Source organism: Pukyongiella litopenaei, from assembly GCF_003008555.2.
GTDB classification, from domain to species: domain Bacteria; phylum Pseudomonadota; class Alphaproteobacteria; order Rhodobacterales; family Rhodobacteraceae; genus Pukyongiella; species Pukyongiella litopenaei.
In genome coordinates, this window is the sequence record NZ_CP027665.1 from 1,326,382 (window position 1) to 1,351,661 (window position 25,280).

Genomic DNA, 25,280 nt, shown 5'->3' on the forward strand with positions numbered 1-25,280 from the left:
GGTTAACCGCTTTTTTGCCGCAGGGCAGCAATTTGCCGGAAAAAGCGACATATGTGATCACAGCCGGAAAGGGTGTGATCACAAAATATCCGACATGACCGGCGATACCCGGCGGCGAATGGCGGCAAGACAGAATCATCCGCCGGTTCGGCCCGGTCAGGTCCGGTCTGGCCCGGTCAGGTCCGACCCGGGCAGCCCCGAACGGCGCGATGCGTCCGCCGTGCCGCCCGCGCGGACGGCTCAGGCGCGGATGGCGGCCATGAACCGGTCGCGGATCGCAACCGGATCCAGCGTGATGACCGGCATCCTGGCGTTGCCGCTGTCGCATTTGCAGACGATCACCGTCATTTCCCGCGCCTCCAGCGCCTCCTGCAGGACGCGGCCGGTCTCTTCGGCGCTGCATTCGACCACCCGGTCGCAGCCGGCCGCCCTGGCCATGCCGGTCAATGACGTGCGCCGGCCCGTATAGGTCGGCTGGTCGCCGGTCGAACCGTAAGATCCGTTGTCGATGATCAGCAGGACGTAGTTGTTCGCCGGATTGTTGGCGATGGTGGGCAGCGTGCCGAGATTGGTCAGCACCGATCCGTCGCCGTCGATCACGATCACCGGCCTGGGCTGCGCCAGCGCCAGCCCCAGCCCGATCGACGAGGCCAGCCCCATCGTGCCCAGCATGTAGAAATTGCTGGGCTGATCGTCGATCGCATGAAGTTCCTGGCTGGGAATGCCGATATTGCAGACCACCAGGTTGTCGCGCAGGATCGGCGCGATCTGCCGCAGGATTTCCGAACGGATCATTCGCCGTACCCTCCCCAGAAACTTGCATCGGTCAGGATCGCGACCGGTTTGCTGCACATGAACGTGTATTTCAGGATCGCATCCAGTTCGGCCACGTCCTCCTGCCGGTGGAAATGGTAGGTCGGGATGTTCAGCTGGGCCAGCAGCGCCTTGGTATGCACGGCCATCTCGACCTGGCAGGCCACCGGTTCGCGCAGTTCACCGCGATAGGAAATCAGCATCGGCAGGGGCAGCCGGTAGAACTGGATCAGCGTCGCCAGCGTGTTGATGGTGACGCCGATCGCGGTGTTCTGCATGATGATGGCCGAGCGCCGCCCGCCCATGAAGGCCCCGGCGCAGAGGCCCATGCCCTCGTCCTCCTTGTTGGCGGGCACATGCAGGATGTCGTCGCGCCGGTCGATTTCGGCGATCACGCCCGCCAGCTGCTTGCAGGGGACGGTGGTGACGAACGAAATGTCGTTGGCCACCAGGTCGTCGGCGATCTTACGGTCGATGGGTCCGGGTTCCGTGGTCATCGGTGCTGGTCCTGAGATTGCTGCATTCACGGGGTCCTTTCTCGTTGCGCCGCCCGCCGGGGCGCGGATCATGGGGTCGCGCCCAGCTCGAATTCCTCGTCGGGGAAATATTTAGCCAGCCGCACATCCGCGGCGCGGGCATGGCCCTCCATCCCCTCCAACCGGGCGATGCGCGCGGTGGCCTCGGCCACCGGCTTCATGCCCTCGCGGGTAGACCGCTGCCAGGTCACGACCTTCAGGTATTTGTGGACGCTCAGCCCGCCGGTATAGGCCGCCGCGCCCGAGGTGGGCAGCACATGGTTGGTGCCGGTCGCCTTGTCGCCGAAGGACACGGTGGTTTCCTCGCCCAGGAACAGCGATCCGTAGCAGGTCAGCCGGTTCAGCCACCAGTCCGGGTCATCGGCCTGCACGGTCAGGTGTTCGGGCGCATAGTCATCCGACGTGGCGGCCATGTCCTCGCGGTCGGCGCAGAGGATCACCTCGGCATAGTCGCGCCAGGCCGCGGCGGCATTGTCGCGGTTCAGCGGCGGCAGGTCGTCGATCAGCACCGGCACCCGCGCCAGCACCTCCTCGGCCAGGCGCCGGTCGTCGGTGACCAGCCAGACCGGCGAGTTGTAGCCATGTTCGGCCTGGCTCACCAGGTCGGTGGCGACGACATGCGGATCGGCGCCCGCATCCGCCAGGATCAGGCTGTCGGTGGGGCCCGCGATCATGTCGATGCCGATCCGCCCGAACAGGATGCGCTTGGCCTCGGCGACATACTGGTTGCCCGGCCCGGCCAGGATCCTGGCCGGCGGCAGGCCGAACAGGCCAAAGGTCATCGCCGCGACCCCCTGCACCCCGCCCATGGCCAGGATGCGGTCGGCCCCGCTGAGATGGGCGGCATAGACGATCGCCGGGGCGATGCCGATACCGGGGCGCGGCGGCGAACAGGCGGTGACATGGCCGCATCCGGCCACCCGCGCGGTGGTCACGGTCATGATCGCGCTGGCGACGTGGCTGTAGCGCCCGCCGGGCACATAGCAGCCGGCGGCATCGACCGGGATCGCCCGCTGCCCGACGGTCAGCCCCGGCACCACCTCGAGCTCCACATCCGCGATGGACGCCTTCTGCGCTTCGGCAAACCGGCGCACGTTGTCATGGGCAAAACGGATATCGCGTTTCAGCTGCTCGGGGACGCGCGCGCAGGCGGCCGCGATCTGCCGGTCGTCCAGCAGGATATCGCCGTCATAGCGGTCGAATTTCGCCGCGTAGCCCAGCGCCGCGGCCTCGCCGCCCTTCTCGATATCGTCGAGAATCGCCCGGACCGCGGCATGGACCTCGGGGGCGTCGGAACCGGCGGACAGGGTTGCCTTCTTGAGATATTCGCGGGTCATGAAACCGGTTCCCTGCCAGATTGCGGCGGGCAGGCCGCCCGCCCGCCACGACCAAAGCACGAAACCGGCGCCGGGAACAGAACCGATCTGCGGCCGGTTGCAACCGCGGCCGCAGGGGCTAATTTTGGGGGCGGACAGCACCGGAGCCGCAATGCTACATATCCCGCGAACTGCCAACGGAGCGCGGCAATGACACATCTATTCGAGGCCGTTCGAGAGGCCGTCGACCTCGGCGGGCCGGTCGTGGCCGTCCTGATCGTCATTTCGATCCTGACCCTGGCGCTGGTGCTCTACAAGCTGTGGCAGTTCTCGGCCGCCGGGGTCGGCCGGCACCGGGCTTTGGGCGAAGCGGTGGCGCTGTGGGATGCGGGCGACCGGACAACCGCCCGCGACCGCCTGAGCGCCTCCACCAGCTACCTGGCGCCGGTCGTGGCGATGGGTTTTGCCGGCCCCGACGGTATCCGCGACCGGCTGCTGGCCGAGGCCGACACCCGGTTCGCCCGCCTCGAACGGGGGTTCCGTTTTCTCGACACCGTGGCGCAGCTGGCCCCGCTGCTGGGGCTGTTCGGCACCGTCCTGGGCATGATCGACGCCTTCCGCGCGTTGCAGGAGGCCGGGGCGCAGGTCGATCCGTCGCTGCTGGCGGGCGGGATCTGGGTGGCGCTGCTGACCACGGCGGTCGGACTGGTCGTCGCGATGCCCACCTCGGCCGTGCTCAGCTGGCTCGAGGCGCGCATGGATGCCGAACGGGTGCTGGCCGAACGCGCGATCAACACGATCGGGAACCCGATCGGCCGCGCCGAACCCGCCGCCGATCCGGCCGCGCATCATGCCTAGGCGTCAGCGCCGTCGGCGGCGATTGTCGATGACATCGCTGATCGACATCATCTTTCTGCTGCTGCTGTTTTTCATGCTGACCTCGACATTCTCGCGGTTCGCCGAGGTCGAGCTTGCCGCGGCGGGCAGCGGCGGCGCGGTGTCGGGCGACATCCGCCCGCTGTTCCTGCGACTTGGCGCCGACGGCCTGAGCCTGAACGGCGACGAACTGGCGCTGGAGGATCTGGCCGGGCGGCTCGCGCAATCGGCCGGGCCCGAAACGACCACGCCCGTTCTCGTCAGTCTCGGGGACGGCGTGACCGCGCAGCGGCTGACCGACCTGCTGGTCGCGCTGCGCCCGGTCCGGGGTGTGGCGGTCACGGTGCTGGGGTCGTGATGCGGGCGGCGGGGCGGCGCAGGTTTCGCGAACCGACCATCGCGCTGATCAACATCGTGTTCCTGATGCTGGTCTTCTTCATGGTGGCCGGCACGCTGGCGCAACCGCTGGACAGGTCGCTGCGGCTGGTGCGCACGCAGGACCTGGATGGCCGGGCGCCCCCCGACACGCTGGTCATCCATCCCGACGGGCGGCTGAGTTTCCGCGGCAACGACGTGGCAACGCCCGAAACCTATCTGGCCACGCTGGATGAAACCGACCGCGCCGAGATCCGGATCGTGCCCGACCGCGACCTGCCAGCAGGGCAACTGGTCGCCATCGCCCGCGCGCTGCAAGCGGCCGGGGCGGGGCGGATACTGGTCGTCACCGAACGGGGGCTGGAATGATCCCCGCGTCACGCGCCGGAATGGGTGCCGCGCTGCTGCTGGCCGTGGCCGCGCATGGGGCGGTTCTGGTCGGCCTGCATGACGCGGACCGGGTCGAGATCGAAGGCAGCCCCGGCACGGCTCCGGCGCGTATCGGCACCGGCTTCGCCGATCTGGTCGCGGGCACGCTGTCGCCGGTGCCGCCCGACCGGACCCGCGACGCGGAAACCACCGATCCGATCCGGCCCGTTCCGGTGGAAACCATCACCCACGCGGAACCGGCGCCGCCAGCCCCGCCGGTCCTGACCGCCGCCGATCCGCTGCAACCGGTTCCGGTGCCCGCCCCGCCCGTGCTGCCCGCGCCTGCGCCCGGACCGGTTTCGGCGCCCGCGCTGGAGCGCCTCGCCGCGTTGCCGCCGGAAACCGTGGCGCTGCCGGATGTGCCGCCGCCAGCCGCGGCGCCAGACCCGGCGACCTCGGCGGCCTCGGCGGTCGCGGCCTCGCCGCGCCCGGTTGCCCGCCAGCCCGATCTCGCACCGGTTCCGAAACCGCAGACCCCCGCAAAGCAGCCGCCCCGCCAGCCGCCACCCAGGGCGCAACCGGCCGGGAACGCGAACCGCGACCAGGCGGCGGGATCGGTCACCGGCCAGGCGGCGGCGAAATCGTCGCGCAGCGGCGCGGCGGCCAGGGGGGCCGAACAGGGCAATGCCGCCGCCAGTTCCTATCCCGGCCGGGTGATGCGCAAGATCTCGCGCGTCTCGAAACCCCGCGTGGGCGTGCGCGGCAAGGCGGTCATCGCCTTTACCATCGCTGCGAACGGGGGGCTTTCGGGGGTGTCGGTGGCCAAGAGCTCGGGCTCGGCCAGGCTGGACGCCGCCGCCCTGCAGGTGGTGCGCCGAGCCGCGCCCTTTCCCGCCCCGCCCCGCAACGCGCGGCGCAGCTTCACCATCAGCATCGTCGGCCGCTGATCGCGGCGGTCAGCGCCTGGCTGCCGCCACCCTGTGCAACAGGACGCTGCATGGCGCGTGCCGGGCGATCTGCGCCGCATGGGTGCCCAGCGAGGTGTGGCGGCTGTCGCTGCGGGTCGCGTTGATCACGATCAGGTCGGCACCGATGTCCTGGGCCAGCAGCATCGCCTGTTCGCCGATGCCACCGCGCAGGACATGGGTGGCCACGCCCTCCAGCCCGGCCTCGGCAACCAGCCCGGCGAGTTCAGATCTCGCGCGGTCGGCGGCGGCCTTCTGGCTGTCCGCGGAGACATAGGGCTCGACATAGCTGTAGAACCCGTAGGGCATCACATAGGCCACATGCAGATCGGCCCGGTCATGGCTGTCCCGCGCATCGCGCAGCAGCGCCAGCGCGCTGTCCCGGTGCGCGATGTCGACAAGGACGAGGATCGTGTCCGCTTTCATGTCTGCCTCACTTGCTCAGCACGCCGGGCAGCCAGGTGGCCAGCCCCGGCACCAGGACCAGAATGACGACAAAGACGCACATCACCACGAACATCGGGAACGAGGCCCGCGAGATGAACCCCATGTCGCGCCCGGTCATGCCCTGCAACACGAACAGGTTGAACCCGATCGGCGGCGTGATCTGCGCCATCTCGACCACGATCATCAGGTAGACGCCGAACCACAGCATGTCGAACCCGGCGGCCCGCACCATCGGTTCGATCACCGCCATCGTCAGCACGATCGAGCTGAGTCCGTCGAGAAAGCAGCCCAGAACGATATAGAACAGCGTCAGGATCGCGATCAGCGCCAGCGGCGACAGCTGCCAGCTTTCGATGGTTTCGGCCAGCGCGCGCGGAATGCCGGTGAAACCCATCGCCAGCGACAGGAACCCGGCCCCCATCAGGATCAGCATGATCATCGCCGTGGTCCGCACCGATCCGATCACGCTCGCCACGAAACTGTCGCGGGTCAGGCTGCGCTGCCACGCGGACAGAATCAGCGATCCCAGCACGCCCAGCGCGGCGGCCTCGGTCGCGGTGGCGATGCCGCTGTAGATCGACCCGATCACCGCCGCGATCAGCAGCAGGACCGGAACCAGGTCGACCAGGCGCTGCGCCAGGCCGGACATGTCGAAATCCTGAACCGGGTTGAAGGTGGACCGGTTCAGCAGCGACCACAGCACGATATAGGCCATGAACATCAGCGCCAGCGCGAGCCCGGGTATCATCGCCGCCATGAACAGCTTGGAGATGCTTTCATTGACCGTGACGCCGAAGATGATCATCGAGATCGACGGCGGGATCAGCAGGCCGAGCGTGCCCGCGCCCGACAGGGTGCCGATGATCATGTGTTCGGGATAGTTGCGCCGGCTGAGTTCGGGTATCGACATCTTGCCGACCGTCGCCACGGTGGCGGCGGACGACCCGGAAATCGCCGCGAACACCGCCGAGGCGCCGACATTGACATGCAGCAGGCCGCCCGGCAGGCGGCGCAGGAACGGGGCCAGCCCGCGGAACAGCGTCTCGCTCAGCTTGGTGCGGAACAGGATCTCGCCCATCCAGATGAACAGCGGCAGCGCGGTGAGCGTCCAGGACGACTGTTCGCCCCAGATCGTCACCGCCATCGCGTCGCCGATGGGAACCGAGGTGAACAGCGCCATGCCCAGGATGGCCGTCACCAGCAGCGACACCCCGACCCAGACCCCCAGCCCCAGCAGGACGAACAGGGTCGACAGGAATATGATGATGGACAGTGCTTCGCTCATACCTCGTTCGGCCCCTCGTGCCCGCTGGTTTCGGGATTGACCGCGTCATAGTCGAACAGGGCCTGTATCAGCGTGTGCAGCACCGACAGCGCCAGCAGCGCGGCGCCGAACGCGACCGGCGTCTGCGGCATCCAGAGCAGCACCGCGTCCGCGCCTTCGCTGCGTTCGCCGAAATCGTAGCTGTCATGGGTCAGCCGCGCGAGGTAATAGGCGAGATAGGCGGTCGCCCCGGACATGATCGCCAGGCACAGGATCTCGATCACCCGGCGCGGGGTGCCGATGATCTTCTGGACCAGCAGCTGCACCCGGATATGGCCATTGGTGCGGAACGTGTCGGCCAGCGCCAGGAAGGTGGCCGTGGCCATGACGTAGCCGGCGAAATCGGTGGCCCCGCCGGCATAGAGCCCCAGCAGCCGGGCCAAGATGCTGTAGAGCACCAGCAGGCAGAGGCAGACCAGACCGACCCCGGCGAGCAGGCCGCCGAGCCGGTAGATGCCATCCAGAAATGACGATAGGCTGCGCATCATCCTTGCTCCTGTTTCAATGAACGGAGAATTTCCGGGCCGCCCCCGCGATGGGCGCAGCCCGGACCGGAACGATGCTCAGTTCATGGCCTCGTAGGCATCCAGAACCGCCTGGCCCTTTTCGCCGGCGCGTTCGGCCCACTGGGCCTTGATCTCGGCGCCGACCTGTTCGAACGCGGCCTGGACCTCGGGCGGCAGCGTGCCGACGGTCATGTCATTGGCCGTGAACTGCTCGACATACCAGCCATCCAGTTCCTCGGCCTTGGCCCAGCATTTTTCCTCGGCATTGGCGGCGGCGGTGTTGATCGCCTCCCGGGTGGCATCATCGAGCCCCGCCCAGGCCTTGCCGTTGACAATGACCATGTTGCGCGGCAGCCAGGCCTTCACGTCGTAGTAATACGAAACATGTTCCCAGAGCTTGCGGTCATAGCCGGTCGCCCCCGACGAGATCATCGACTGCGCGGTGCCGGTGGCAAAGGCCTGCGCCAGTTCCGCCGCCTCGACCTTGGTCGGCACCATGCCGAGACCCTCGGCCATCTTCGAGGTGGTGGCGTTGTAGGCGCGGAACTTCATCCCCGCCAGCGCATCGAGATCGGTGGCTTCCCGGACCGAATAGAACCCCTGCGGCGGCCACGGGCAGGAATAGAGGAAATGCAGCCGCGCCTCCTCCAGCGTCTCGATCAGCGCCGGGCGCGACGCGTCATAGAGTTTCCGCGCGCCGTCAAAGCCGGTGGCCAGGAACGGGACGCTGTCCACCTCGTAGAGCGCATCGTCATTGCCCAGCGCGGAAATCAGCCGTTCGCCGATCGGGGTCAGCCCCTTGCGGACCGCGCCGAAGATCTCGGAACCGCCGAACAGCGACCCGCCGGGATGGGTCACGATTTCCAGGTCGGTATTCGCGGTCACCTCGGCGGCGAACTCGGCCGCGATCTCGGAATGGTAGTTGGTGGCGGCATAGGCCAGCGCCATGTCCCATTTTTCCGCAGAAGCCGCCCCGCATGCGAATGCGGCAAAGGTGGCGGCGATCATGCCTGTCTTGACTGTCATCGGCTGGGTTCCCTGTCCTGTGTGTTGGATTGCTTATGGGCGGCATTAGACGCCGAATGGCGCCTTCTGGCAACAACGGCGCGAAATCGCGGGCAACCGGCCCGATCTGGCCCGATCTGGCCCGAAAACGCCCGCACGCATCCCGGTGTTTCCCGCGCGCGGCGCGCGTATTAGGGTGACACGACCCTGACGAACGAGACCCGATGGCACGGCTTGGTATCCTGTCGCTCGACACCGCCTTTCCCCGAATCGCCGGCGATGTCGGCTGTGCGGAGAGCTATCCGTTCCCCTGCGACATCGAGATCGTCGCGGGCGCCGACAGTCCCGACATCGTCAGGGACCGGGCGCCCGCGCCCGCCCTGCTGGACCGGTTCGCCCACGCCGCCCGCGCGCTCGAGGGCCGGGGCGCGACCGCGATCGTGTCCACCTGCGGGTTCCTGGTGTCGGCACAGGCGCGGATCGCCGCCGAGGTGACAGTGCCGGTGATGCTGTCATCGCTGTCGCTCTGCCCCGTCATCCGCGCCACCTGTCCCGGCCGCATCGGCATCCTCACCGCCTCGCGCGGGGCGCTGGGACCGGGGGCATTGGCGGCGGCGGGCATCGCCCCGCAGGAGGTCGCCATTGCCGGGCTCGAACATGACGCGATCTTTGCCGGAACCTTCCTGGCGGCGCGAACGGCGCAGGCGACCGGGATCGACCGGGCCGCGATGGAGCGGACCGTCGTCGCCGCCGCGCGCGACCTTGTTGCCGGCAACCCCGATCTCGGCGCGATCCTGCTGGAATGCGGCAATCTCCCGCCCTATGCCGAGGCGATCCGCGCGGCGACCGGCCTGCCGGTCTTTCACCTGGTCGATGCGGCCCACTGGCTGGTCCGCGCGGCCGCCGACCGGCGACCGGCGCTCAGCCCTGGTGCCGGACACGCCTGAGCGACGACGCCTCGGCCTCTTCGCACAGCCATGTGGCAAAGCTCTCGGCCAGCGGGTTGTCGACATCCCTTGGCCGGACCACATGATACATGCCCGCGGTTCCTTCGGGCTGGCCGAGGATGACCAGCGTGCCCTGCGCCAGTTCGGTTTCGATCAGGTAGGTCGGCACGATTGCCGCGCCCAGCCCGTGGGTCGCGGCGGCAATCATCGTCGAGAACTGGTCGAACAGGGCGCCCTGCAACGCGCCGTCGGGGACCAGCCCCAGGCCGTTGAAATAGTCCTGCCAGGCGGTGCCCCGGCTGCTCAGGTGCAACAGCGGCAGGCGCAGGCTGTCCTCGGGCCTCTCGACATCGTGGCGGTCGGCCAGCAGCGGCGAGGCCACGGCCACCAGGTCTTCGGGGCAGAGCGGGGTCAGGGTGCCGCCCACCCAGTCCGCCGACCCGAAATGGATCGCAAGGTCGATGCCTTCGCGGGCCAGATCGAACGGTTCGCCACGGCTGTGAAAGGCCAGCTGCGCGCGCGGCTCGCGGGCGACGAACCGCGGCAGGCGCGGCGCCAGCCAGCGGGCGCCGAAGGTCGGCAACACGGCAATCGACAGCGTCCGCGCCCCGTCGCCGGCGGCGCTGGCATAGGCCACGGTCTGGCGCAGCCGGTCCAGGTCGCCCTGCAACCGCGCGGCCAGGTTGCGCCCGGCCTCGGTCAGCGCCACCCCGCGCCCGGCCTTGCGGAACAGCGCCACGCCGACGATCGCCTCGAGCTCGCGCACCTGCCGGCTGATCGCGCCCTGCGTGACCCGCAATTCCTCGGCGGCCTGTGTATAGCTCTGGTGCTTTGCCGCGGCCTCGAAACTGCGCAGGACAGAGAGCGACGGGAGATGCAGCATGTCATTCATTACTTTTGATCATGGATTACTGAGTAATTCATGGATTTTTATGCATCAGTCAATGGCGTAGCCTCGCGGCGATTCCGAACATGAGGTGAACCTGATGAAATCTGTTGCGGTCCTGGGACTTGGAAAGGTCGGAACGCTGGCGGCGGAACTGCTGCACCAGAGCGGTTTCGACGTCGTGGGGTTCGATGCGGCGCCGCAGGCGGATACCGGCCTGCCCTTCCCCGTGCGCGCGCTCGATGTCTCGGACATGGCGAGCCTGGAAGCGGCGCTGTCCGGCTCTGACGCGGTGCTGTCCTGCCTGCCCTATTTCCTGAACAAGGACGTGGCCCGCACGGCGCATGCGCTGGGCATCCATTACTTCGACCTTACCGAAGACGTGCCCACCACGCAGGCGATCCGGGAACTGGCCGAAACCTCGCGCGGCCTGATGGCGCCGCAATGCGGGCTGGCGCCCGGTTTCGTCGGCATCGTCGGCGCCCATCTGATCGCGCAGTTCGACAGTTGCCGCGCCTGCCGCCTGCGCGTGGGCGCGCTGCCGCAGCACCCGACCGGGCTGATGGGCTATTCCTTCAACTGGTCGCCCGAAGGGGTTGTGAACGAATACCTCAACGACTGCGAGGTTCTGGAGGAAGGCGAACACAAATGGGTGTCGCCGATGGAATGGGTCGAAAAGATCGTGATCGGCGGCGTCGAGCTCGAGGCGTTCACCACCTCGGGTGGGCTGGGCACGATGTGCGAAACCTATCTCGGGACCGTGCCCAATCTCGACTACAAGACCATGCGCTATCCCGGCCATGTCCAGTTGATGAACTTCTTCTTCCACGAACTGCTGATGCGCGAGCGGCGCGAAGAGGCCGGCGAGATCCTCGTGCGGGCCAAACCGCCGGTGGATGCCGATGTGGTCTATATCCATGTCTCGGCCGAAGGCACCGAGGACGGCGCGCTGAAACGCCGCGAATTCGTGCGCGCGCTCAAGCCCCGGACCATCGCCGGCAAGGAACGCACCGCCATCGCCTGGACCACCGCGTCCTCGGTCGTCGCCGTGATCGAAATGGTCCGGGCCGGAACGCTGGAGAAGTCGGGTTTCCTGCGCCAGGAGGACATCCCCCTCGACGCGTTCCTGCAGACGGAAAACGGGGCGCGCTATGCTGGATGATCCCGCGGGCGGGTTTCGCCGCGCCGGGCGGCTGACGGGGCTGGACCTGTCCGAGATCGTCCGTATCTCGGAACGTGCCGCCCTGTTGCGCGCCGAAGGCCGCGACGTGGTCACGCTGTCCACCGGAGAGCCGGATTTCCCCACCCCCGATTTCGTGATCGACGCGGCGCTGGCCGCGGCGCGGGGCGGGCAGACCCGGTATCCGCCGACCGCTGGCAACGCCGATCTTCGCGCCGCGATCGCCGAGGACCACGGCCGCCAGCTGGCCGAGGTCATGGTGTCCACCGGGGCCAAGCAGGTGCTGGCAAACGCCCTGCTGGCAACGCTCGACCCCGGCGACGAGGTCATCATGCCCACCCCGTTCTGGACCAGCTATGCGGACATGGTGCGCATCGCGGGCGGCACCGACGTGCAGGTGGCCTGCCCGATGGAGGACGGGTTCAAACTGTCGCCCGCCGCGCTCGAGGCGGCGATCACCCCGCGCACCCGCTGGCTGATGCTGAATTCGCCATCGAACCCGTCGGGCGCGGTCTATTCCGCCAGCGAAATCGCGGCGCTGGCCGAGGTGCTGGACCGCCACCCGCAGGTCTGGATCATCTCGGACGAGATCTATGCCCATCTGAGCTATGTCCGCTTTGCCAGTTTCACCGCCGTGGCGCCGCAACTGGCGCACCGGACGCTGATCGTGAACGGCGTGTCCAAGGCCTGGGCGATGACCGGCTGGCGGATCGGCTGGGGCGTGGGCCCGGCGCCGCTGATCAAGGCGATGACCGCGGTGCAGGGGCAATCGACCTCGGGCGCCTGCACGGTTGCCCAGGCCGCCGCGCTGGCCGCCCTGACCGGGGACCGGGCACTGCTCGACGACCGCCGCGCGGCCTTTCGCGCCCGCCGCGACCGCGTCGTCGCCGCGCTTGACGCCATGCCGGGCCTGAGCTGTCTCGAACCGGACGGGGCGTTCTATGTGTTCCCGTCCTGCGCCGCGCTGCTGGGCGACGGGCGCAGCGACGGCGATTTCTGCGCCGCGCTGCTGGAACAGGCCGGCGTGGCCGTGGTCCCGGGCCGCGCGTTCGGCCTGCCCGGCCATTTCCGCCTGTCATTTGCCTATTCCGAGGCCGAACTGGACGAAGGGCTGGCCCGCATCGGCGCCGCCATCGAAACCGAACAGGCGGGCGGGTGAGATCATGGACCGGGCAGCGATTGTCGAAACCAATTTCCGCACCAGGGTCGCGGCGCATGATTTCCCGCCGGGCGCGGACCCGGCCGGGCCGTTGTCGCGCGCCGACGCGGTGGCGCTGTTCCGCGCCCAGTGCCTGAGCCGGGCGCTGGACCTGCAGAGCCGCGCGATGCAGGCGGCGGGGCAAGGATTCTACACGATCGGGTCGTCGGGCCACGAAGGCATGGCCGCCGTCGCCCAGGCGCTGCGGCCCACCGATCCGGCGTTCCTGCATTATCGCGACGCCGCGTTCCAGATCGCGCGCAGCGCGCAGGTGCCGGGCCAGGCGATCACCTGGGACATGCTGCTCAGCTTTGCCTGTTCCTCCGACGACCCGATTTCCGGCGGAAGGCACAAGGTTCTGGGCTCGAAGGCGCTGAACATTCCGCCCCAGACCTCGACCATCGCCAGCCACCTGCCCAAGGCGGTCGGCGCCGCCTATTCGATCGGCACCGCGCGGCGCCACGCGCCGGAACATGCGGAATATCCCGAGGATGCGGTGGTGATGTGTTCCTTTGGCGACGCATCGGCCAACCATTCGACCGCGCAGGGGGCATTCAACACCGCGCAATGGACCAGCTACCAGTCGGTGCCGCTGCCGATCCTGTTCGTCTGCGAAGACAACGGCATCGGCATATCCACCAAGACGCCCAGGGGCTGGATCGCCGCCAGTTTCGCCAACCGGCCGGGGATGAAGTATTTCGCCTGCGACGGGCTCGACATCTACGACGCCCATGCGACCGCGCAGGCGGCGGCGCAATATGTGCGCACCCGGCGCAAACCGGCCTTCCTGCATTTGCGCACGGTGCGGCTCTACGGTCACGCGGGGGCCGATGTGGCCACCACCTACCTACCCCGCGCCGAGGTCGAAACCGACGAGGCCAACGATCCGCTGCTGCATACGGTGCGGCTGCTCGACCGGCATGGCGCGCTCGCCCCCGAGGCGGCGCTGGCGATCTATGACGACACCCGGGCGCGGGTGGCACGGGTGGCGGCCGAGGCGGTCACCCGCCCGCACCTGGAAACCGCCGGCGATGTCATGGCCAGCCTGATCCCCCCGGCACGGGACTGCCGGCCCACGAACGGCCCGTCGGCCGAGGCCCGCGCCGCCGCGTTCGGCGGCGACCTGAAGGCGCAGCGGGACCCGCAGCCGATGAGCCGGATCCTGAACTGGGCGCTGACCGACCTGATGCTGCAGCATGGCGAGGTCGTGCTGATGGGCGAGGATGTCGGCCGCAAGGGCGGCGTCTACGGGGTGACCCAGAAACTGCTGACCCGCTTTGGCGCCGACCGTGTCATCGACACGCTGCTGGACGAACAGTCGATCCTGGGGCTTGGCATCGGCATGGCGCAGAACGGGTTCATCCCGATCCCCGAGATCCAGTTCCTGGCCTATCTGCACAACGCCGAGGACCAGCTGCGCGGCGAAGCGGCGACGCTGCCGTTCTTCTCGAACGGCCAGTATGCCAACCCGATGGTCGTGCGCATTGCCGGGCTCGGCTACCAGAAAGGGTTTGGCGGGCATTTCCACAACGACAACTCGGTGGCCGTGCTGCGCGACATCCCGGGGCTGATCCTGGCCTGCCCGTCGAACGGCGCGGACGCGGCGCGGATGCTGCGCGAATGCGTGCGGCTGGCGCGCGAAGAACAGCGGCTGGTGGTGTTCCTCGAACCGATCGCGCTCTACCCGATGCGCGACCTGCATGACACCGGCGACGGCGGCTGGATGACCAGCTATCCGGCTCCGGACCAGCGCATCTCGCTGGGCGAGGTCGGGCAGCATGGCGACGGGACCGACCTGGCCATCGTCAGCTATGCCAACGGCTATTACCTGTCGCGGCAGGCGCAGGAGCGGCTCGGGGCCGAAGGGGTGAAGGCACGGGTGATCGACCTGCGCTGGCTCAACCCGCTGCCGAAAGAGGCGCTGCTGGACGCCATCGGCGGCTGCAAACGCGTCCTGATCGTCGACGAAACCCGCCGCACCGGCGGCCTGTCCGAGGCGCTGATGGCGCTCGTGTCCGAGGAAACCGGCCTGCCGGTGGCGCGGCTCGCCGCCGAGGACAGCTTCATCGCCACCGGTCCCGCCTATGGCGCCACGATGCCGTCGGCGGACAGCATCTGCGATGCCGCCCGCGCACTGGTCGGGGGGGATACCGCATGAAAACCGCCGTTCTGATCTGCCCCGGCCGCGGCACCTACAACAAGACCGAACTGGGAGTTCTGGGCCGCCGCTTTCCCGACCCGGCAATGCTGGCCGGTTTCGACGCGCGGCGCAGCGAACTGGGACAGGACACGCTGTGCGCGCTCGACGGCGCGGCGCGTTATTCCATGGCCCGCCACACGCGCGGCGACAATGCCTCGGCGCTGATCTTTGCCGCCAGCTATGGCGACCACCTTTCCATCGACCGTGACGGGATCGACATCGTCGCCGTCACCGGCAATTCGATGGGCTGGTATTCGGCGCTGGCCTGCGGCGGCGCGCTGAGCCCGCAGGATGCCTTCGAGGTCGTCAACACGATGGGCCAGCTGATGCAGGACAGCCTGATCGGCGGCCAGCTGATCTATCCCCACATGGGCGACGACTGGCGCCCCGATCCGGGGCGCAGGGCCGAGCTGCTGGCGCTGGTCGCCGGGATCGGCGCGCGTCCGGACCATGCGCTGGCGCTGTCGATCGACCTGGGCGGGATGCTGGTTCTGGCCGGAAACGAGGCCGGGCTGGCCGCGTTCGAGGCCGCGGTGCCGGTGCTGGACCGTTTCCCGATGCGCCTGCCGAACCATGCCGCGTTCCATACGCATCTGATGGCGCCGGTGGCCGAAACCGGCCGGGCGCGGCTGTCGCCCGAGCTGTTCGGCCAGCCCGACCTGCCGCTGATCGACGGGCGCGGCGCGATCTGGTGGCCCGGTGCGAGCGATGCCCATGCGCTGTGGGACTACACGCTGGGGCACCAGGTGACCGAAACCTACGATTTCACCCATGCGATCCGCGTGGCCGCGCGCGAGTTTGCCCCGGACCTGTTCATCGTCGCCGGACCCGGCACGACGCTGGGCGGCGCGGTGGCGCAATCGCTGATCCTGTCCGGCTGGCGCGGTATCCCCGACAAGGCCGGTTTCCAGACAACCCAGACAGAGGCGCCGTTCCTGATCTCGATGGGACGAGACGACCAGCGGGCCCTCGTGACCAAAGGAGAATGACATGAGCCATCAAGACGTACTCAGGGCCGCGGGGCTGACCGACGGCGAGATCACCGGCGGCACGCTCGCCGTCCGGTCGCCCATCGACGGGGCCGAGGTCGCCCGCGTGACCGAAACCGCCCCCGCCGACATGCCGGCGGTGATCGCGCGGGCGCAGGACGCCTTTCGCGCCTGGCGCACCGTGCCGGCCCCGCGCCGGGGCGAACTGGTGCGCCTGCTGGGCGAAGAACTGCGCGCGGCCAAGGACGAACTGGGCGCGGTGGTCACGCTGGAAGCGGGCAAGATCGTGTCCGAAGGGCTGGGCGAAGTGCAGGAGATGATCGACATCTGCGATTTCGCCACCGGGCTGTCGCGGCAACTCTATGGCCTGACCATCGCGTCGGAACGGCCCGGCCACCGGATGATGGAGACCTGGCACCCGATGGGCCCCTGCGGCGTCATCACCGCCTTCAACTTCCCGGTCGCGGTCTGGTCGTGGAACACGGCGCTGGCGCTGGTCTGCGGCGATCCGGTGATCTGGAAACCGTCGGAAAAGACCCCGCTCACCGCGATGGCCTGCATGAAGATCTTCGACCGGGCGCTGGCGCGGTTCGGCGACGCGCCCGAGGGGCTGGTGCAGCTGGTCGTCGGCGGGCCCGAAATCGGCGAGGCGCTGGTCGATGCGCCCGAGATCCCGATCATCAGCGCCACCGGATCGACCCGCATGGGCGGGATCGTCGGCCCCAGGGTCGCGGCCCGCTGGGGGCGCCCGATCCTGGAGCTGGGCGGCAACAACGCGATGATCGTGGCACCGTCGGCGGACCTGGAAATGGCGGTGCGGGCCATCGTCTTCTCGGCCGTCGGCACCGCCGGGCAGCGCTGCACCTCGTTGCGGCGGCTGATCGTCCACAGCTCGATCAAGGACGACCTGGTGGCCAAGCTGGTCAAGGCCTATGACAGCCTGCCGGTCGGCGACCCGCGCGCCGACGGCACCCTGATCGGGCCGCTGATCGACCAGGCCTCGGGCGACCGGATGCAATCCATGCTCGAGCAGGCCCGGTCCGAGGGCGGCACCGTGCATGGCGGCGGCGCGGCCGGGGGCGTCTCGGGCGGCACCTATGTCAAACCGGCCATCGTCGAGATGCCGGCGCAGACCGAGACCGTGCGCACCGAAACCTTCGCGCCGATCCTCTATGTGATGGGATACGAAACCTTCGACGAGGCGATGGCGCTGCATAACGGCGTGCCGCAGGGGCTGTCGTCCTGCATCTTCACCATGAACATGCGCGAGGCCGAAACCTTCCTGTCCGCCGCGGGGTCCGATTGCGGGATCGCCAACGTCAATATCGGCCCCTCGGGCGCGGAGATCGGCGGGGCCTTTGGCGGTGAAAAGGAAACCGGCGGCGGCCGCGAAAGCGGCTCGGACGCCTGGAAGGGCTACATGCGCCGCCAGACCAACACCATCAACTATTCGGCGGAGCTGCCGCTGGCCCAGGGCGTCAAGTTCGACATCTGAGCAACGGGCGCCCCGCGGCGGCTGACCGCCGCGGGGCGCCGCATCCGCGCCTGCCCGGCCGATCCCGCCGGGCCTGCGCCCCCCCCGCCGGCGCAAGCCGTATTCCCTTTGCCAGACTTGCCACGACATAGTAGTCACCTGAGCGGCGGGACCCCGGGTCGCGACGCCGTCGCGGCGTCGGCCGATGGCCTGAATGGGCAGACGGGAATTGCAGACGGGGCATACAGGCGGGGAACAGGGCATGAGCATTGGCGACTGGACCGAGTTGTTCGACGGCACCCGTGCCCTGCCGCCGGACGTGCGCAAGCGGTTGCGGCAGGTGGCGCGCGTGGTGAAGGTGCCGGCGGGCAGGACGATCTTCAGCCCCGATCATGTGCCCGAAAACCTGCTGTTTCTCGTCGAGGGCGTGATCCGCGTGTCCCAGACGTCGGATACCGGGCGCGAGATCGTGCTCTATCGCGTCGAGGCGGGCGAGAGCTGCGTGCTGACCACCGCCTGCATCCTCAGCGAGGAGGCCTATCACGCCGAGGGTATCGCGGAAACCGACGTGACCGCCGTTGCCCTGCCGCGCCTGGCCTTTGACCGGCTGGTCGCCGAGGCCGCCGCGTTCCGCGATTTCGTGTTCGCGGCCTATTCCCGACGCTTGGTCGACCTGCTGCGGGTCGTCGACGATGTCGCCTTTGGCCAAATCGACATGCGGCTGGCCGGACGGCTGGTCGCGCTGGCGCAGGGCAAGGACGAACTGGGCGTCACCCATCAGCGGCTCGCCTCGGAGCTGGGAACCGCGCGCGAAGTCATCTCGCGGCAGCTGACGGAATTCCAGCGCCGGGGCTGGATCGAACAATCACGGGGCCATATCCGCCTGACCGACCGGACGGCGCTGGAGACCCTCGCCGCAGCCTGATCCGCCGCCTGATCCGCCGCCTGATCCGCGCCCGGAGCCCGATTTTTGTGGCCTCGGAACGTTATCCTGCGGCAAGGTGACAAAGTCACAGATGAATCGAAACCAAAGCTCCATATCCCATGTGTCTTTAGGGAATCAGGAGGTCACCATGGCCAGAAACATGGGAACACTGGATAGATCCGCGAGAGCGATACTGGGGCTGGTCCTGCTGGCCTGCGCCTATCTGACCGGGGCGGGATCGCTGCCGGGCATCGCCGCCGCGGTGGCCGGGATCGTCATGCTCGTCACCGCCGCCGTCGGGTTCTGCCCGCTCTATCGCCTGGTCGGCCTTCGCAGTTGTAAGGATTGCTGAAGATGGAAACCGCGTTCACACCGCTGTTGTCGCTCGGCGGCGGCCTGCTGATCGGCGTTTCGACCGTGCTGCTGATGTTGTCGCTGGGCCGGGTGATGGGGGCTACGGGCATTCTCAACGGCATCCTGCAACCCGCCGGCGGACAGGATTTCAGCTGGCGGGCAGCCATCCTGCTGGGCATGATGTCCGGGCCGGTGGCGCTCGGCGCGATCTTTGGCATGCCCGCAACGATCCAGGTCGTGTCGTCCGCGCCGATGCTGGTCGTCAGCGGGCTGCTGGTCGGGGTCGGCGTGACCTATGGCGGCGGCTGCACCTCGGGGCATGGCATTTGCGGCAACGCGCGCCTGTCGGCCCGGTCGATCGTCGCCACGGTTACCTTCATGCTGGCCACCTTCATCACTGTTTTTGTCCTGCGCCACGTTGTGGGAGTCTGAGCCGTGCGCCTTTTCTCCGCATATCTCATCGGCCTGATCTTCGGGGTCGGCATCATGATCTCCGGCATGGCCAACCCGGCCAAGGTCGTGAATTTCTTTGACATCGCCGGAACGTGGGATCCGTCGCTCGCCTTCGTGATGGGGGGCGGGCTGCTTGTGGCCTTCGTCGGCTATCGTTTCGTCCTGCGCCGGGCCGCACCGCTGCTCGACACCCGCTTTCACCTGCCCACGCGCAAGGATCTCGACCTCCGGCTGATCGGCGGCTCGGCCGTCTTTGGCATCGGCTGGGGCATCTCCGGTTTCTGCCCCGGCGGCGCGCTGCCCGCGCTGGGCAGCGGACGGTGGGAGGTCGCGATCTATGTGGCCGCGCTGGCCGCGGGCATCTATCTCGCCAAGTTTCTTCAATCGTCCAGCAGGTCAGCGAAACGCAGCGCCGCCTGATCAAGCCAAGGAGACCAGACATGACCGACTATCCCGTCAACATGGAGTGCAGGCCCGACGTGGCCGCATTCTTCGACGACGCGACCAACACGATCAGCTATGTTGTCAAGGATCCCGGCTCGGAGGCCTGCGCGATCATCGACAGCGTCATGGATATCGACTATGCGGCGGCCCGGATCACCTATGACCACGCGGATGCGCTGATCGCGCATATCCGCGACCGGGGCCTGACGCTGGAATGGATCATCGAGACCCATGTCCATGCGGATCACCTGTCGGCGGCGCCGTATATCCAGGAGAAGCTGGGCGGCAAGATCGGCATCGGGTCGAAGATCCTGGTGGTCCAGGACGTGTTCGGCAAGATCTTCAACGAGGGCACAGAGTTCCAGCGCGACGGCAGCCAGTTCGACGCGCTGTTCGAGGATGGCGACACCTACATGGTGGGCGGGATGCAGTGCCTTGCCATCTACACGCCCGGCCATACCCCGGCCTGCATGGTGCATGTGACGGGCGACGCGGCCTTTGTCGGCGACACGCTGTTCATGCCCGATGGCGGGTCGGCGCGGGCGGATTTCCCCGGCGGCGACGCCGGCACGCTCTATGACAGCATCCAGACGGTGCTGGCGCTGCCCGACGATATGCGGCTGTTCATGTGCCACGATTACGGCCCGAACGGGCGCGACATCCAGTGGGAAACCACGGTGGGCGAGGAAAAGGCGCACAACATCCATGTCGGCGGCGGCAAGACGAAAGAGGAATTCGTCAAGTTCCGGACCGAGCGGGACGCACAGCTTTCGATGCCCCGGCTGATCATCCCGTCGCTGCAGGTGAACATGCGCGCCGGCGAGGTTCCTACCGACAAGGACGGCAACCCGATGCTCAAGGTGCCGGTGAACAGCCTTTAGACGCGGGGGAGACCGGCAATGGACCTGAGAAAGATCACCGAGAAGCTGACGGTCAGCCCGCAGATTTCGGCGGCCGATGTCGCGGCGCTGAAGGACCTGGGCTTTCGGTCGGTCGTGTCCAACCGCCCGAATGGCGAAGGGGCGGACCAGACCAGTTTCGAGGAAATCCGCGCCGCCGCCGAGGCCGCCGGGCTCGAGACACGCTACATGCCGGTCGAGACCGGCAAGGTGACCGACGAGGCGGCGCAGGCCTTCGGCGAGGCGCTGCGCGACCTTCCCGGCCCGGTCCTGGCCTATTGCCGCACCGGCACCCGTTCGGCCACGCTGTGGGCGCTGTCGCAGGCCGGAACCCGGCCGATGACCGAAATTCTCGCCGCGGCCAAATCCGCCGGCTATGACATGAACGGCGTCGCGCGGCGGATCGCCAATGGCGGCAGGACACCGACCGATACGGGGGATGCGAAATTCGACGTGGTGATCGTCGGCGCCGGCGCGGGCGGGATCTCGGTCGCGGCCAGCCTGCGCGCCCGCAAGCCCGACCTGCAGGTCGCCATCATCGACCCCGCCGACATCCACTATTACCAGCCCGGCTGGACCATGGTGGGCGGCGGTGTCTTTGCGGCGGAACAGACCGCCAAGACGATGGGGTCGCTGATCCCGCGCGGCGTCCGCTGGATCAAATCCGCCGTTGCCGCGTTCGAACCGGACAACAACGCGGTGATCCTCGACGGCTGCCGGGTGGTCAAATACGACCGGCTGGTGGTCTGTCCGGGGCTCAAGCTCGACTGGAACGCGGTCGAGGGGCTGGGGGAAACGCTGGGCCGCAACGGGGTCACGTCGAATTACCGCTACGACCTGGCGCCCTATACCTGGGAACTGGTGCAGGGCCTGTCGTCGGGACGGGCGCTGTTCACCCAGCCGCCGATGCCGATCAAATGCGCCGGCGCGCCGCAAAAGGCGATGTACCTGTCGGGCGACGCATGGTTCCGCCGCGGCGTCCTGAAGGATATCGACATCCAGTTCATGAATGCCGGCGGCGTGCTGTTCGGCGTGAAGGACTATGTCCCCGCGCTGATGGACTATGTCGGCAAATACGACGCGACGCTGAATTTCTTTCACGACCTGGTCGCGGTGGATGGCCCGGCACGGACGGCCACCTTTGCGGTGAACAGGCCCGACGAAGACCCCGAGACGGTCGAGGTCGGGTTCGACATGCTGCATGTCTGCCCGCCGCAGACCGCGCCGGATTTCATCCGCGTGTCACCGCTGGCGGATGCGGCCGGGTGGATCGACGTGGACCAGATGACCCTGCGCCACCGCAGCCATGACAACATCTGGTCGCTGGGCGACGTGATGAACGCGCCCAACGCCAAGACCGCCGCCGCCGCGCGCAAGCAGGCCCCGGTCGTGGCCGAGAACATCGCCGCCGACATTGCCGGGCGGTCGGCCACGGCGCAGTATGATGGCTACGGGTCCTGCCCGCTGACCGTCGAACGCGGCAAGATCGTGCTGGCCGAGTTCGGCTATGGCGGCGTGCTGAAACCGTCCTTTCCGTCCTGGCTGGTGGACGGGACCAGGCCGACCCGCGCGGCCTGGTTCCTGAAAGAGAGGATGCTGCCGCCGATCTACTGGAAGGCCATGCTGAAGGGCAAGGAATGGCTGGCCCGGCCCGAGCCGCTGAAGGTCGCCCCGGACCGGGGCCGCCCGCCGGGCTGAGACCATCCCCGACAACCTGCAACCCGGTTCGCGCCGGGCCACCGCCACGCCCTGCGGGCCGGAGCGCCGGCCCGCCCGTTCCTGAACCTCGGATACACAGACGATGCCAGACCGGATCAGCCGCATGGTGCCAGCCCTCGAATGGGGGCGCAGCTATACGCGCGAGACCTTCTCCAGCGACGTGATCGCCGCCGTGATCGTGACGATCATGCTGATCCCGCAATCGCTGGCCTATGCGCTGCTGGCGGGGCTGCCGCCCGAGGCGGGGATCTATGCCTCGATCGCGCCGATCATCCTCTATGCGATCGTTGGCACCAGCCGCGCGCTGGCGGTCGGGCCGGTGGCGGTGGTGTCGCTGCTGACCGCCTCGGCAGTCGGGCAGGTGGCCGAAAGCGGAACCGCAGGCTATGCGGTCGCGGCGCTGACGCTGGCATTCCTGTCGGGCGCGTTTCTGCTCGCGATGGGGCTGTTCCGGCTGGGGTTCCTGGCCAATTTCCTCAGCCATCCGGTGATTGCCGGGTTCATCACCGCCTCGGGGATCCTGATCGCCACCAGCCAGCTCAAGCATATCCTGGGCGTCGATGCGCAGGGGCACACCCTGCCCGAGACCCTGGCATCGCTGGCCGGGCATCTCGGTCAGGTGAACCCCGCCACCGTCATCATCGGCGTGTTGGCGACCGCGTTCCTGTTCTGGGTGCGCAAGGGGCTGAACCCGCTGCTGACATCGCTGGGTCTGCCCCCGGCGCTGGCCAGCACCCTGACCCGCGCCGGGCCGGTCGCCGCCGTGGTGGTCACGACACTGGCCGTGGCGCTGCTGCGTCTCGACGAACAGGGCGTGCGGATCGTGGGCGAAGTGCCGCAGGGGCTGCCGCCGTTCACCCTGCCGGGCCTGTCCCCCGACCTGATCTCGGCGCTGCTGGTGCCGGCGATCCTGATCTCGATCATCGGCTTTGTCGAATCCATCTCGGTGGCGCAGACGCTGGCCGCGAAACGGCGCCAGCGGATCGACCCCGACCAGGAACTGATCGGGCTGGGCGCGGCCAATCTCGGCGCGGCGTTCACCGGCGGCTACCCGGTCACCGGCGGGTTCGCGCGGTCGGTGGTGAATTTCGACGCCGGGGCCGAAACGCCCGCCGCCGGCGCCTTTACCGCGATCGGGCTGGGTATCGCCGCCATCGCGCTGACGCCGCTGGTGCATTACCTGCCCAACGCGACCCTGGCCGCCACCATCATCGTCGCGGTGCTGAGCCTGGTCGATGTCTCGATCCTGCACAAGACCTGGGCCTATTCCAAATCCGATTTCACCGCCGTCGCCGCCACCATCCTGCTGACCCTCGGCCTGGGGGTCGAGATCGGGGTCGCCGCCGGTGTCGTCATCTCGGTGCTGCTGCATCTCTACAAGACATCGCGCCCGCATGTGGCCGAGGTCGGGCTGGTGCCGGGCACCCAGCATTTCCGCAACATCCTGCGCCACAAGGTCGAAACCGACCCGGCTGTGCTGACCCTGCGCGTCGACGAAAGCCTGTTCTTCGTCAATGCCCGGTTTCTCGAGGACCTGGTGCAGGCCCGCGTCGCCGAACGCCCCGACCTGCGCCATGTGGTGCTGATGTTCTCGGCCGTGAACGCCGTCGATTTCTCGGCGCTGGAAAGCCTCGAAGCCATCAACCAGCGCCTCAGGGATCAGGATATCGGCCTCCACCTGTCGGAGGTCAAAGGCCCGGTCATGGACCGCCTGCGGACCTCCCACCTGATCGGCGATCTCAACGGCAATGTCTATCTCTCGCAGTTCGACGCCTGGGAGAGCCTGTGCCGGTCCGACAAGCCGGCCCGCGCCGCGGATTGACCGCGATCCGGCCACACTGGAAAAGTTTCCGCGCGCAAAGTATCAACGATGGAACCGGCACCGCTGCGATGCGTGTATAATCGGGGAACGGCATCGGAACGGGCGCAGGCTGGAGGCGGAACACCGGATGAGTGACCAGAAGATCAGGAACATGGAGGAATTCGCGGCGCTCAGCGGAATTTCGCGTCCCACGATCTCGAAATACTTCAACGACCCGACCAGCGTCCGGCCCACCACGCGCAAGAAGATCGAACGCGCGCTGGAGAGGTTCGACTATCGCCCGAACATGTATGCGATGAACCAGAACCGGCGGCTGACCAAGAATATCGGCATCGTCGTGCCTTATCTCGCCGACCCGTTCTTTGCCGGGATCGCCCGCACCATCGAGAACCGCGTGATCGAAGCCGGGTTCCGCCCGGTGCTGCTGGGCTCTCATGGCAGCAGGGAACAGGAGATCGAAAACCTGGACAACCTGCGCCTGATCAAACCCGCCGGCGTTCTGATGGCGCCGATCGGGCGGGTGTCCGATGCCGCTCGGATCTCAGCCTTCTGCGACGAGATCCCCACCGTCCTGTTCGACGCCAATATCGAAGGGGTCGGCGCCGCCTTTGTCGGGTCCGACAGCATGCAAAGCATTGGGGTAATTGTCGAATATCTCTGCCGGACCGGCGAATGCCCCGCCTTTTTCGAGATGAAGACCCCCAGCAATCCCAACGCGTTCAAACGCCGCGCCGCCTATGTGGCGACGATGGAGCGGCTCGGCCATGACCCCCGCCTGATCCAGGTCGACGGCGAGGGCTGGGATTTCGAGGAAATCGGGTTTCGCGAAGGAACCCGCGTCCTGTCAGGCCGCGATCTGCCGACCGACACCATCCTGTGCAGCAACGACCGGCTGGCGATCGGCCTCCTGTCCGCCGCCTATCAGATGGGTCTGCGCGTGGGGCTGGGCGACGGCTGTGCGCTGCGCGTGGCCGGGCATGACGACCACCCGTTCTCGCGCTATACCTGTCCGACCCTGACCACGGTCTCGCAGGATTATGCCGCGATCGCCAGCCGCAGCGCCGAAACGCTGTTCGGGCTGATCGATTCGCAAACCCCCGGCGAAACCCGTGAAACCACCCTGTTCGATTGCAGCCTGGTCATGCGCGGATCGGCATGATTGCCGGATAAGTTGGCGAATATCCTAAATTTTACGCGCGTAAAAAAATAATTTGACGCAGCGTCATATATCCAACTACCCTTGGCACCAACATCCAGC

General features: G+C 67.8%; 26 protein-coding genes. 18 read left to right on the plus strand and 8 right to left on the minus strand.

Annotated elements, in window-relative coordinates:
* Positions 1 to 240: 240 nt before the first annotated feature.
* The 3 genes from comE to hisD all read right to left on the minus strand — a co-directional run bounded on the left by comE (position 241) and on the right by hisD (position 2,686).
* Complete coding sequence (gene comE / locus C6Y53_RS06725) at positions 241 to 795, minus strand: sulfopyruvate decarboxylase subunit beta (RefSeq protein WP_106471741.1); 555 nt, start codon at positions 793 to 795, stop codon at positions 241 to 243.
* On the minus strand, positions 792 to 1,310 hold the full coding sequence (locus tag C6Y53_RS06730) for a sulfopyruvate decarboxylase subunit alpha (RefSeq protein WP_106471742.1): 519 nt from the start codon (positions 1,308 to 1,310) through the stop codon (positions 792 to 794). The genes comE and C6Y53_RS06730 overlap by 4 nt, the downstream gene beginning before the upstream one ends.
* A gap of 68 nt (positions 1,311 to 1,378) precedes the next feature.
* Positions 1,379 to 2,686 carry a histidinol dehydrogenase gene (gene hisD / locus C6Y53_RS06735; RefSeq protein ID WP_106473984.1) on the minus strand — a complete coding sequence of 436 codons (1,308 nt, stop codon included), beginning with the start codon at positions 2,684 to 2,686 and terminating at the stop codon, positions 1,379 to 1,381.
* Between the two features lie 189 nt (positions 2,687 to 2,875).
* Between hisD and C6Y53_RS06740 the strand changes: the two genes are divergently transcribed.
* From C6Y53_RS06740 to C6Y53_RS06755, 4 genes are read left to right on the plus strand one after another with little or no spacing between them, the layout of a single operon-like run.
* Positions 2,876 to 3,523 carry a MotA/TolQ/ExbB proton channel family protein gene (locus tag C6Y53_RS06740; RefSeq protein WP_106471743.1) on the plus strand — a complete coding sequence of 216 codons (648 nt, stop codon included), beginning with the start codon at positions 2,876 to 2,878 and terminating at the stop codon, positions 3,521 to 3,523.
* Positions 3,524 to 3,551: 28 nt separating this feature from the next.
* Entirely contained in the window at positions 3,552 to 3,899 is a 348-nt protein-coding gene (locus C6Y53_RS06745; RefSeq protein ID WP_244614956.1) for a biopolymer transporter ExbD, read from the plus strand.
* Entirely contained in the window at positions 3,899 to 4,285 is a 387-nt protein-coding gene (locus C6Y53_RS06750; protein WP_106471745.1) for an ExbD/TolR family protein, read from the plus strand. Before C6Y53_RS06745 ends, C6Y53_RS06750 begins: the two co-directional genes overlap by 1 nt.
* A complete protein-coding gene (locus C6Y53_RS06755; RefSeq protein WP_106471746.1) occupies positions 4,282 to 5,232 on the plus strand; it encodes an energy transducer TonB family protein in 951 nt (316 codons plus the stop codon). Before C6Y53_RS06750 ends, C6Y53_RS06755 begins: the two co-directional genes overlap by 4 nt.
* Positions 5,233 to 5,241: 9 nt before the next feature.
* On the opposite strand, the gene C6Y53_RS06760 is transcribed toward C6Y53_RS06755, so the two are convergent.
* From C6Y53_RS06760 to C6Y53_RS06775, 4 genes are all read right to left on the minus strand, one after another.
* On the minus strand, positions 5,242 to 5,676 hold the full coding sequence (locus C6Y53_RS06760; RefSeq protein ID WP_106471747.1) for a universal stress protein: 435 nt from the start codon (positions 5,674 to 5,676) through the stop codon (positions 5,242 to 5,244).
* 7 nt (positions 5,677 to 5,683) lie between these two features.
* On the minus strand, positions 5,684 to 6,982 hold the full coding sequence (locus C6Y53_RS06765) for a TRAP transporter large permease (protein ID WP_106471748.1): 1,299 nt from the start codon (positions 6,980 to 6,982) through the stop codon (positions 5,684 to 5,686).
* Positions 6,979 to 7,509 (minus strand): TRAP transporter small permease, encoded by a 531-nt coding sequence (locus C6Y53_RS06770; protein WP_106471749.1) that lies wholly within the window; start codon positions 7,507 to 7,509, stop codon positions 6,979 to 6,981. The genes C6Y53_RS06765 and C6Y53_RS06770 overlap by 4 nt, the downstream gene beginning before the upstream one ends.
* Positions 7,510 to 7,584: 75 nt before the next feature.
* On the minus strand, positions 7,585 to 8,553 hold the full coding sequence (locus C6Y53_RS06775) for a TRAP transporter substrate-binding protein (protein ID WP_106471750.1): 969 nt from the start codon (positions 8,551 to 8,553) through the stop codon (positions 7,585 to 7,587).
* Positions 8,554 to 8,756: 203 nt separating this feature from the next.
* On the opposite strand from C6Y53_RS06775, the gene C6Y53_RS06780 reads away from it, so the two are divergent.
* Positions 8,757 to 9,479 carry an aspartate/glutamate racemase family protein gene (locus C6Y53_RS06780; RefSeq protein WP_106471751.1) on the plus strand — a complete coding sequence of 241 codons (723 nt, stop codon included), beginning with the start codon at positions 8,757 to 8,759 and terminating at the stop codon, positions 9,477 to 9,479.
* Here C6Y53_RS06780 and C6Y53_RS06785 read toward each other — a convergent pair.
* Entirely contained in the window at positions 9,454 to 10,371 is a 918-nt protein-coding gene (locus tag C6Y53_RS06785; RefSeq protein ID WP_244614957.1) for a LysR substrate-binding domain-containing protein, read from the minus strand. The two genes, C6Y53_RS06780 and C6Y53_RS06785, sit on opposite strands and share 26 nt — an antisense overlap.
* 94 nt (positions 10,372 to 10,465) lie before the next feature.
* On the opposite strand from C6Y53_RS06785, the gene C6Y53_RS06790 reads away from it, so the two are divergent.
* The 13 genes from C6Y53_RS06790 to C6Y53_RS06850 all read left to right on the plus strand — a co-directional run bounded on the left by C6Y53_RS06790 (position 10,466) and on the right by C6Y53_RS06850 (position 25,181).
* Entirely contained in the window at positions 10,466 to 11,527 is a 1,062-nt protein-coding gene (locus C6Y53_RS06790; RefSeq protein ID WP_106473986.1) for a saccharopine dehydrogenase family protein, read from the plus strand.
* The gene (locus C6Y53_RS06795; protein WP_106471752.1) at positions 11,517 to 12,704 is read left to right on the plus strand and encodes a pyridoxal phosphate-dependent aminotransferase; all 1,188 of its coding nucleotides are present in this window, start codon (positions 11,517 to 11,519) and stop codon (positions 12,702 to 12,704) included. The genes C6Y53_RS06790 and C6Y53_RS06795 overlap by 11 nt, the downstream gene beginning before the upstream one ends.
* A gap of 4 nt (positions 12,705 to 12,708) precedes the next feature.
* Positions 12,709 to 14,901 (plus strand): thiamine pyrophosphate-dependent enzyme, encoded by a 2,193-nt coding sequence (locus tag C6Y53_RS06800; RefSeq protein WP_106471753.1) that lies wholly within the window; start codon positions 12,709 to 12,711, stop codon positions 14,899 to 14,901.
* Positions 14,898 to 15,932 carry an ACP S-malonyltransferase gene (locus tag C6Y53_RS06805; protein WP_106471754.1) on the plus strand — a complete coding sequence of 345 codons (1,035 nt, stop codon included), beginning with the start codon at positions 14,898 to 14,900 and terminating at the stop codon, positions 15,930 to 15,932. Before C6Y53_RS06800 ends, C6Y53_RS06805 begins: the two co-directional genes overlap by 4 nt.
* Position 15,933: 1 nt before the next feature.
* Positions 15,934 to 17,427: an L-piperidine-6-carboxylate dehydrogenase gene (gene amaB / locus C6Y53_RS06810; RefSeq protein WP_106471755.1), complete on the plus strand. Its 1,494-nt coding sequence runs from the start codon at positions 15,934 to 15,936 to the stop codon at positions 17,425 to 17,427.
* Positions 17,428 to 17,668: 241 nt separating this feature from the next.
* Entirely contained in the window at positions 17,669 to 18,331 is a 663-nt protein-coding gene (locus tag C6Y53_RS06815) for a Crp/Fnr family transcriptional regulator (RefSeq protein ID WP_106471756.1), read from the plus strand.
* Between the two features lie 148 nt (positions 18,332 to 18,479).
* A complete protein-coding gene (locus tag C6Y53_RS06820; protein WP_106471757.1) occupies positions 18,480 to 18,683 on the plus strand; it encodes a YgaP family membrane protein in 204 nt (67 codons plus the stop codon).
* 2 nt (positions 18,684 to 18,685) lie between these two features.
* Positions 18,686 to 19,117: a YeeE/YedE family protein gene (locus C6Y53_RS06825; protein WP_106471758.1), complete on the plus strand. Its 432-nt coding sequence runs from the start codon at positions 18,686 to 18,688 to the stop codon at positions 19,115 to 19,117.
* A gap of 3 nt (positions 19,118 to 19,120) precedes the next feature.
* Positions 19,121 to 19,558: a DUF6691 family protein gene (locus C6Y53_RS06830; RefSeq protein ID WP_106471759.1), complete on the plus strand. Its 438-nt coding sequence runs from the start codon at positions 19,121 to 19,123 to the stop codon at positions 19,556 to 19,558.
* Between the two features lie 20 nt (positions 19,559 to 19,578).
* Entirely contained in the window at positions 19,579 to 20,463 is an 885-nt protein-coding gene (locus C6Y53_RS06835) for an MBL fold metallo-hydrolase (protein ID WP_106471760.1), read from the plus strand.
* An 18-nt stretch (positions 20,464 to 20,481) separates the two neighbouring features.
* A complete protein-coding gene (locus C6Y53_RS06840; RefSeq protein WP_106471761.1) occupies positions 20,482 to 22,179 on the plus strand; it encodes a bifunctional protein tyrosine phosphatase family protein/NAD(P)/FAD-dependent oxidoreductase in 1,698 nt (565 codons plus the stop codon).
* 103 nt (positions 22,180 to 22,282) lie between these two features.
* The gene (locus tag C6Y53_RS06845; protein ID WP_106471762.1) at positions 22,283 to 24,022 is read left to right on the plus strand and encodes a SulP family inorganic anion transporter; all 1,740 of its coding nucleotides are present in this window, start codon (positions 22,283 to 22,285) and stop codon (positions 24,020 to 24,022) included.
* Positions 24,023 to 24,149: 127 nt separating this feature from the next.
* Positions 24,150 to 25,181, plus strand: a complete 1,032-nt coding sequence (locus C6Y53_RS06850) for a LacI family DNA-binding transcriptional regulator (RefSeq protein WP_106471763.1) — start codon at positions 24,150 to 24,152, stop codon at positions 25,179 to 25,181.
* Positions 25,182 to 25,280 lie beyond the last annotated feature (99 nt).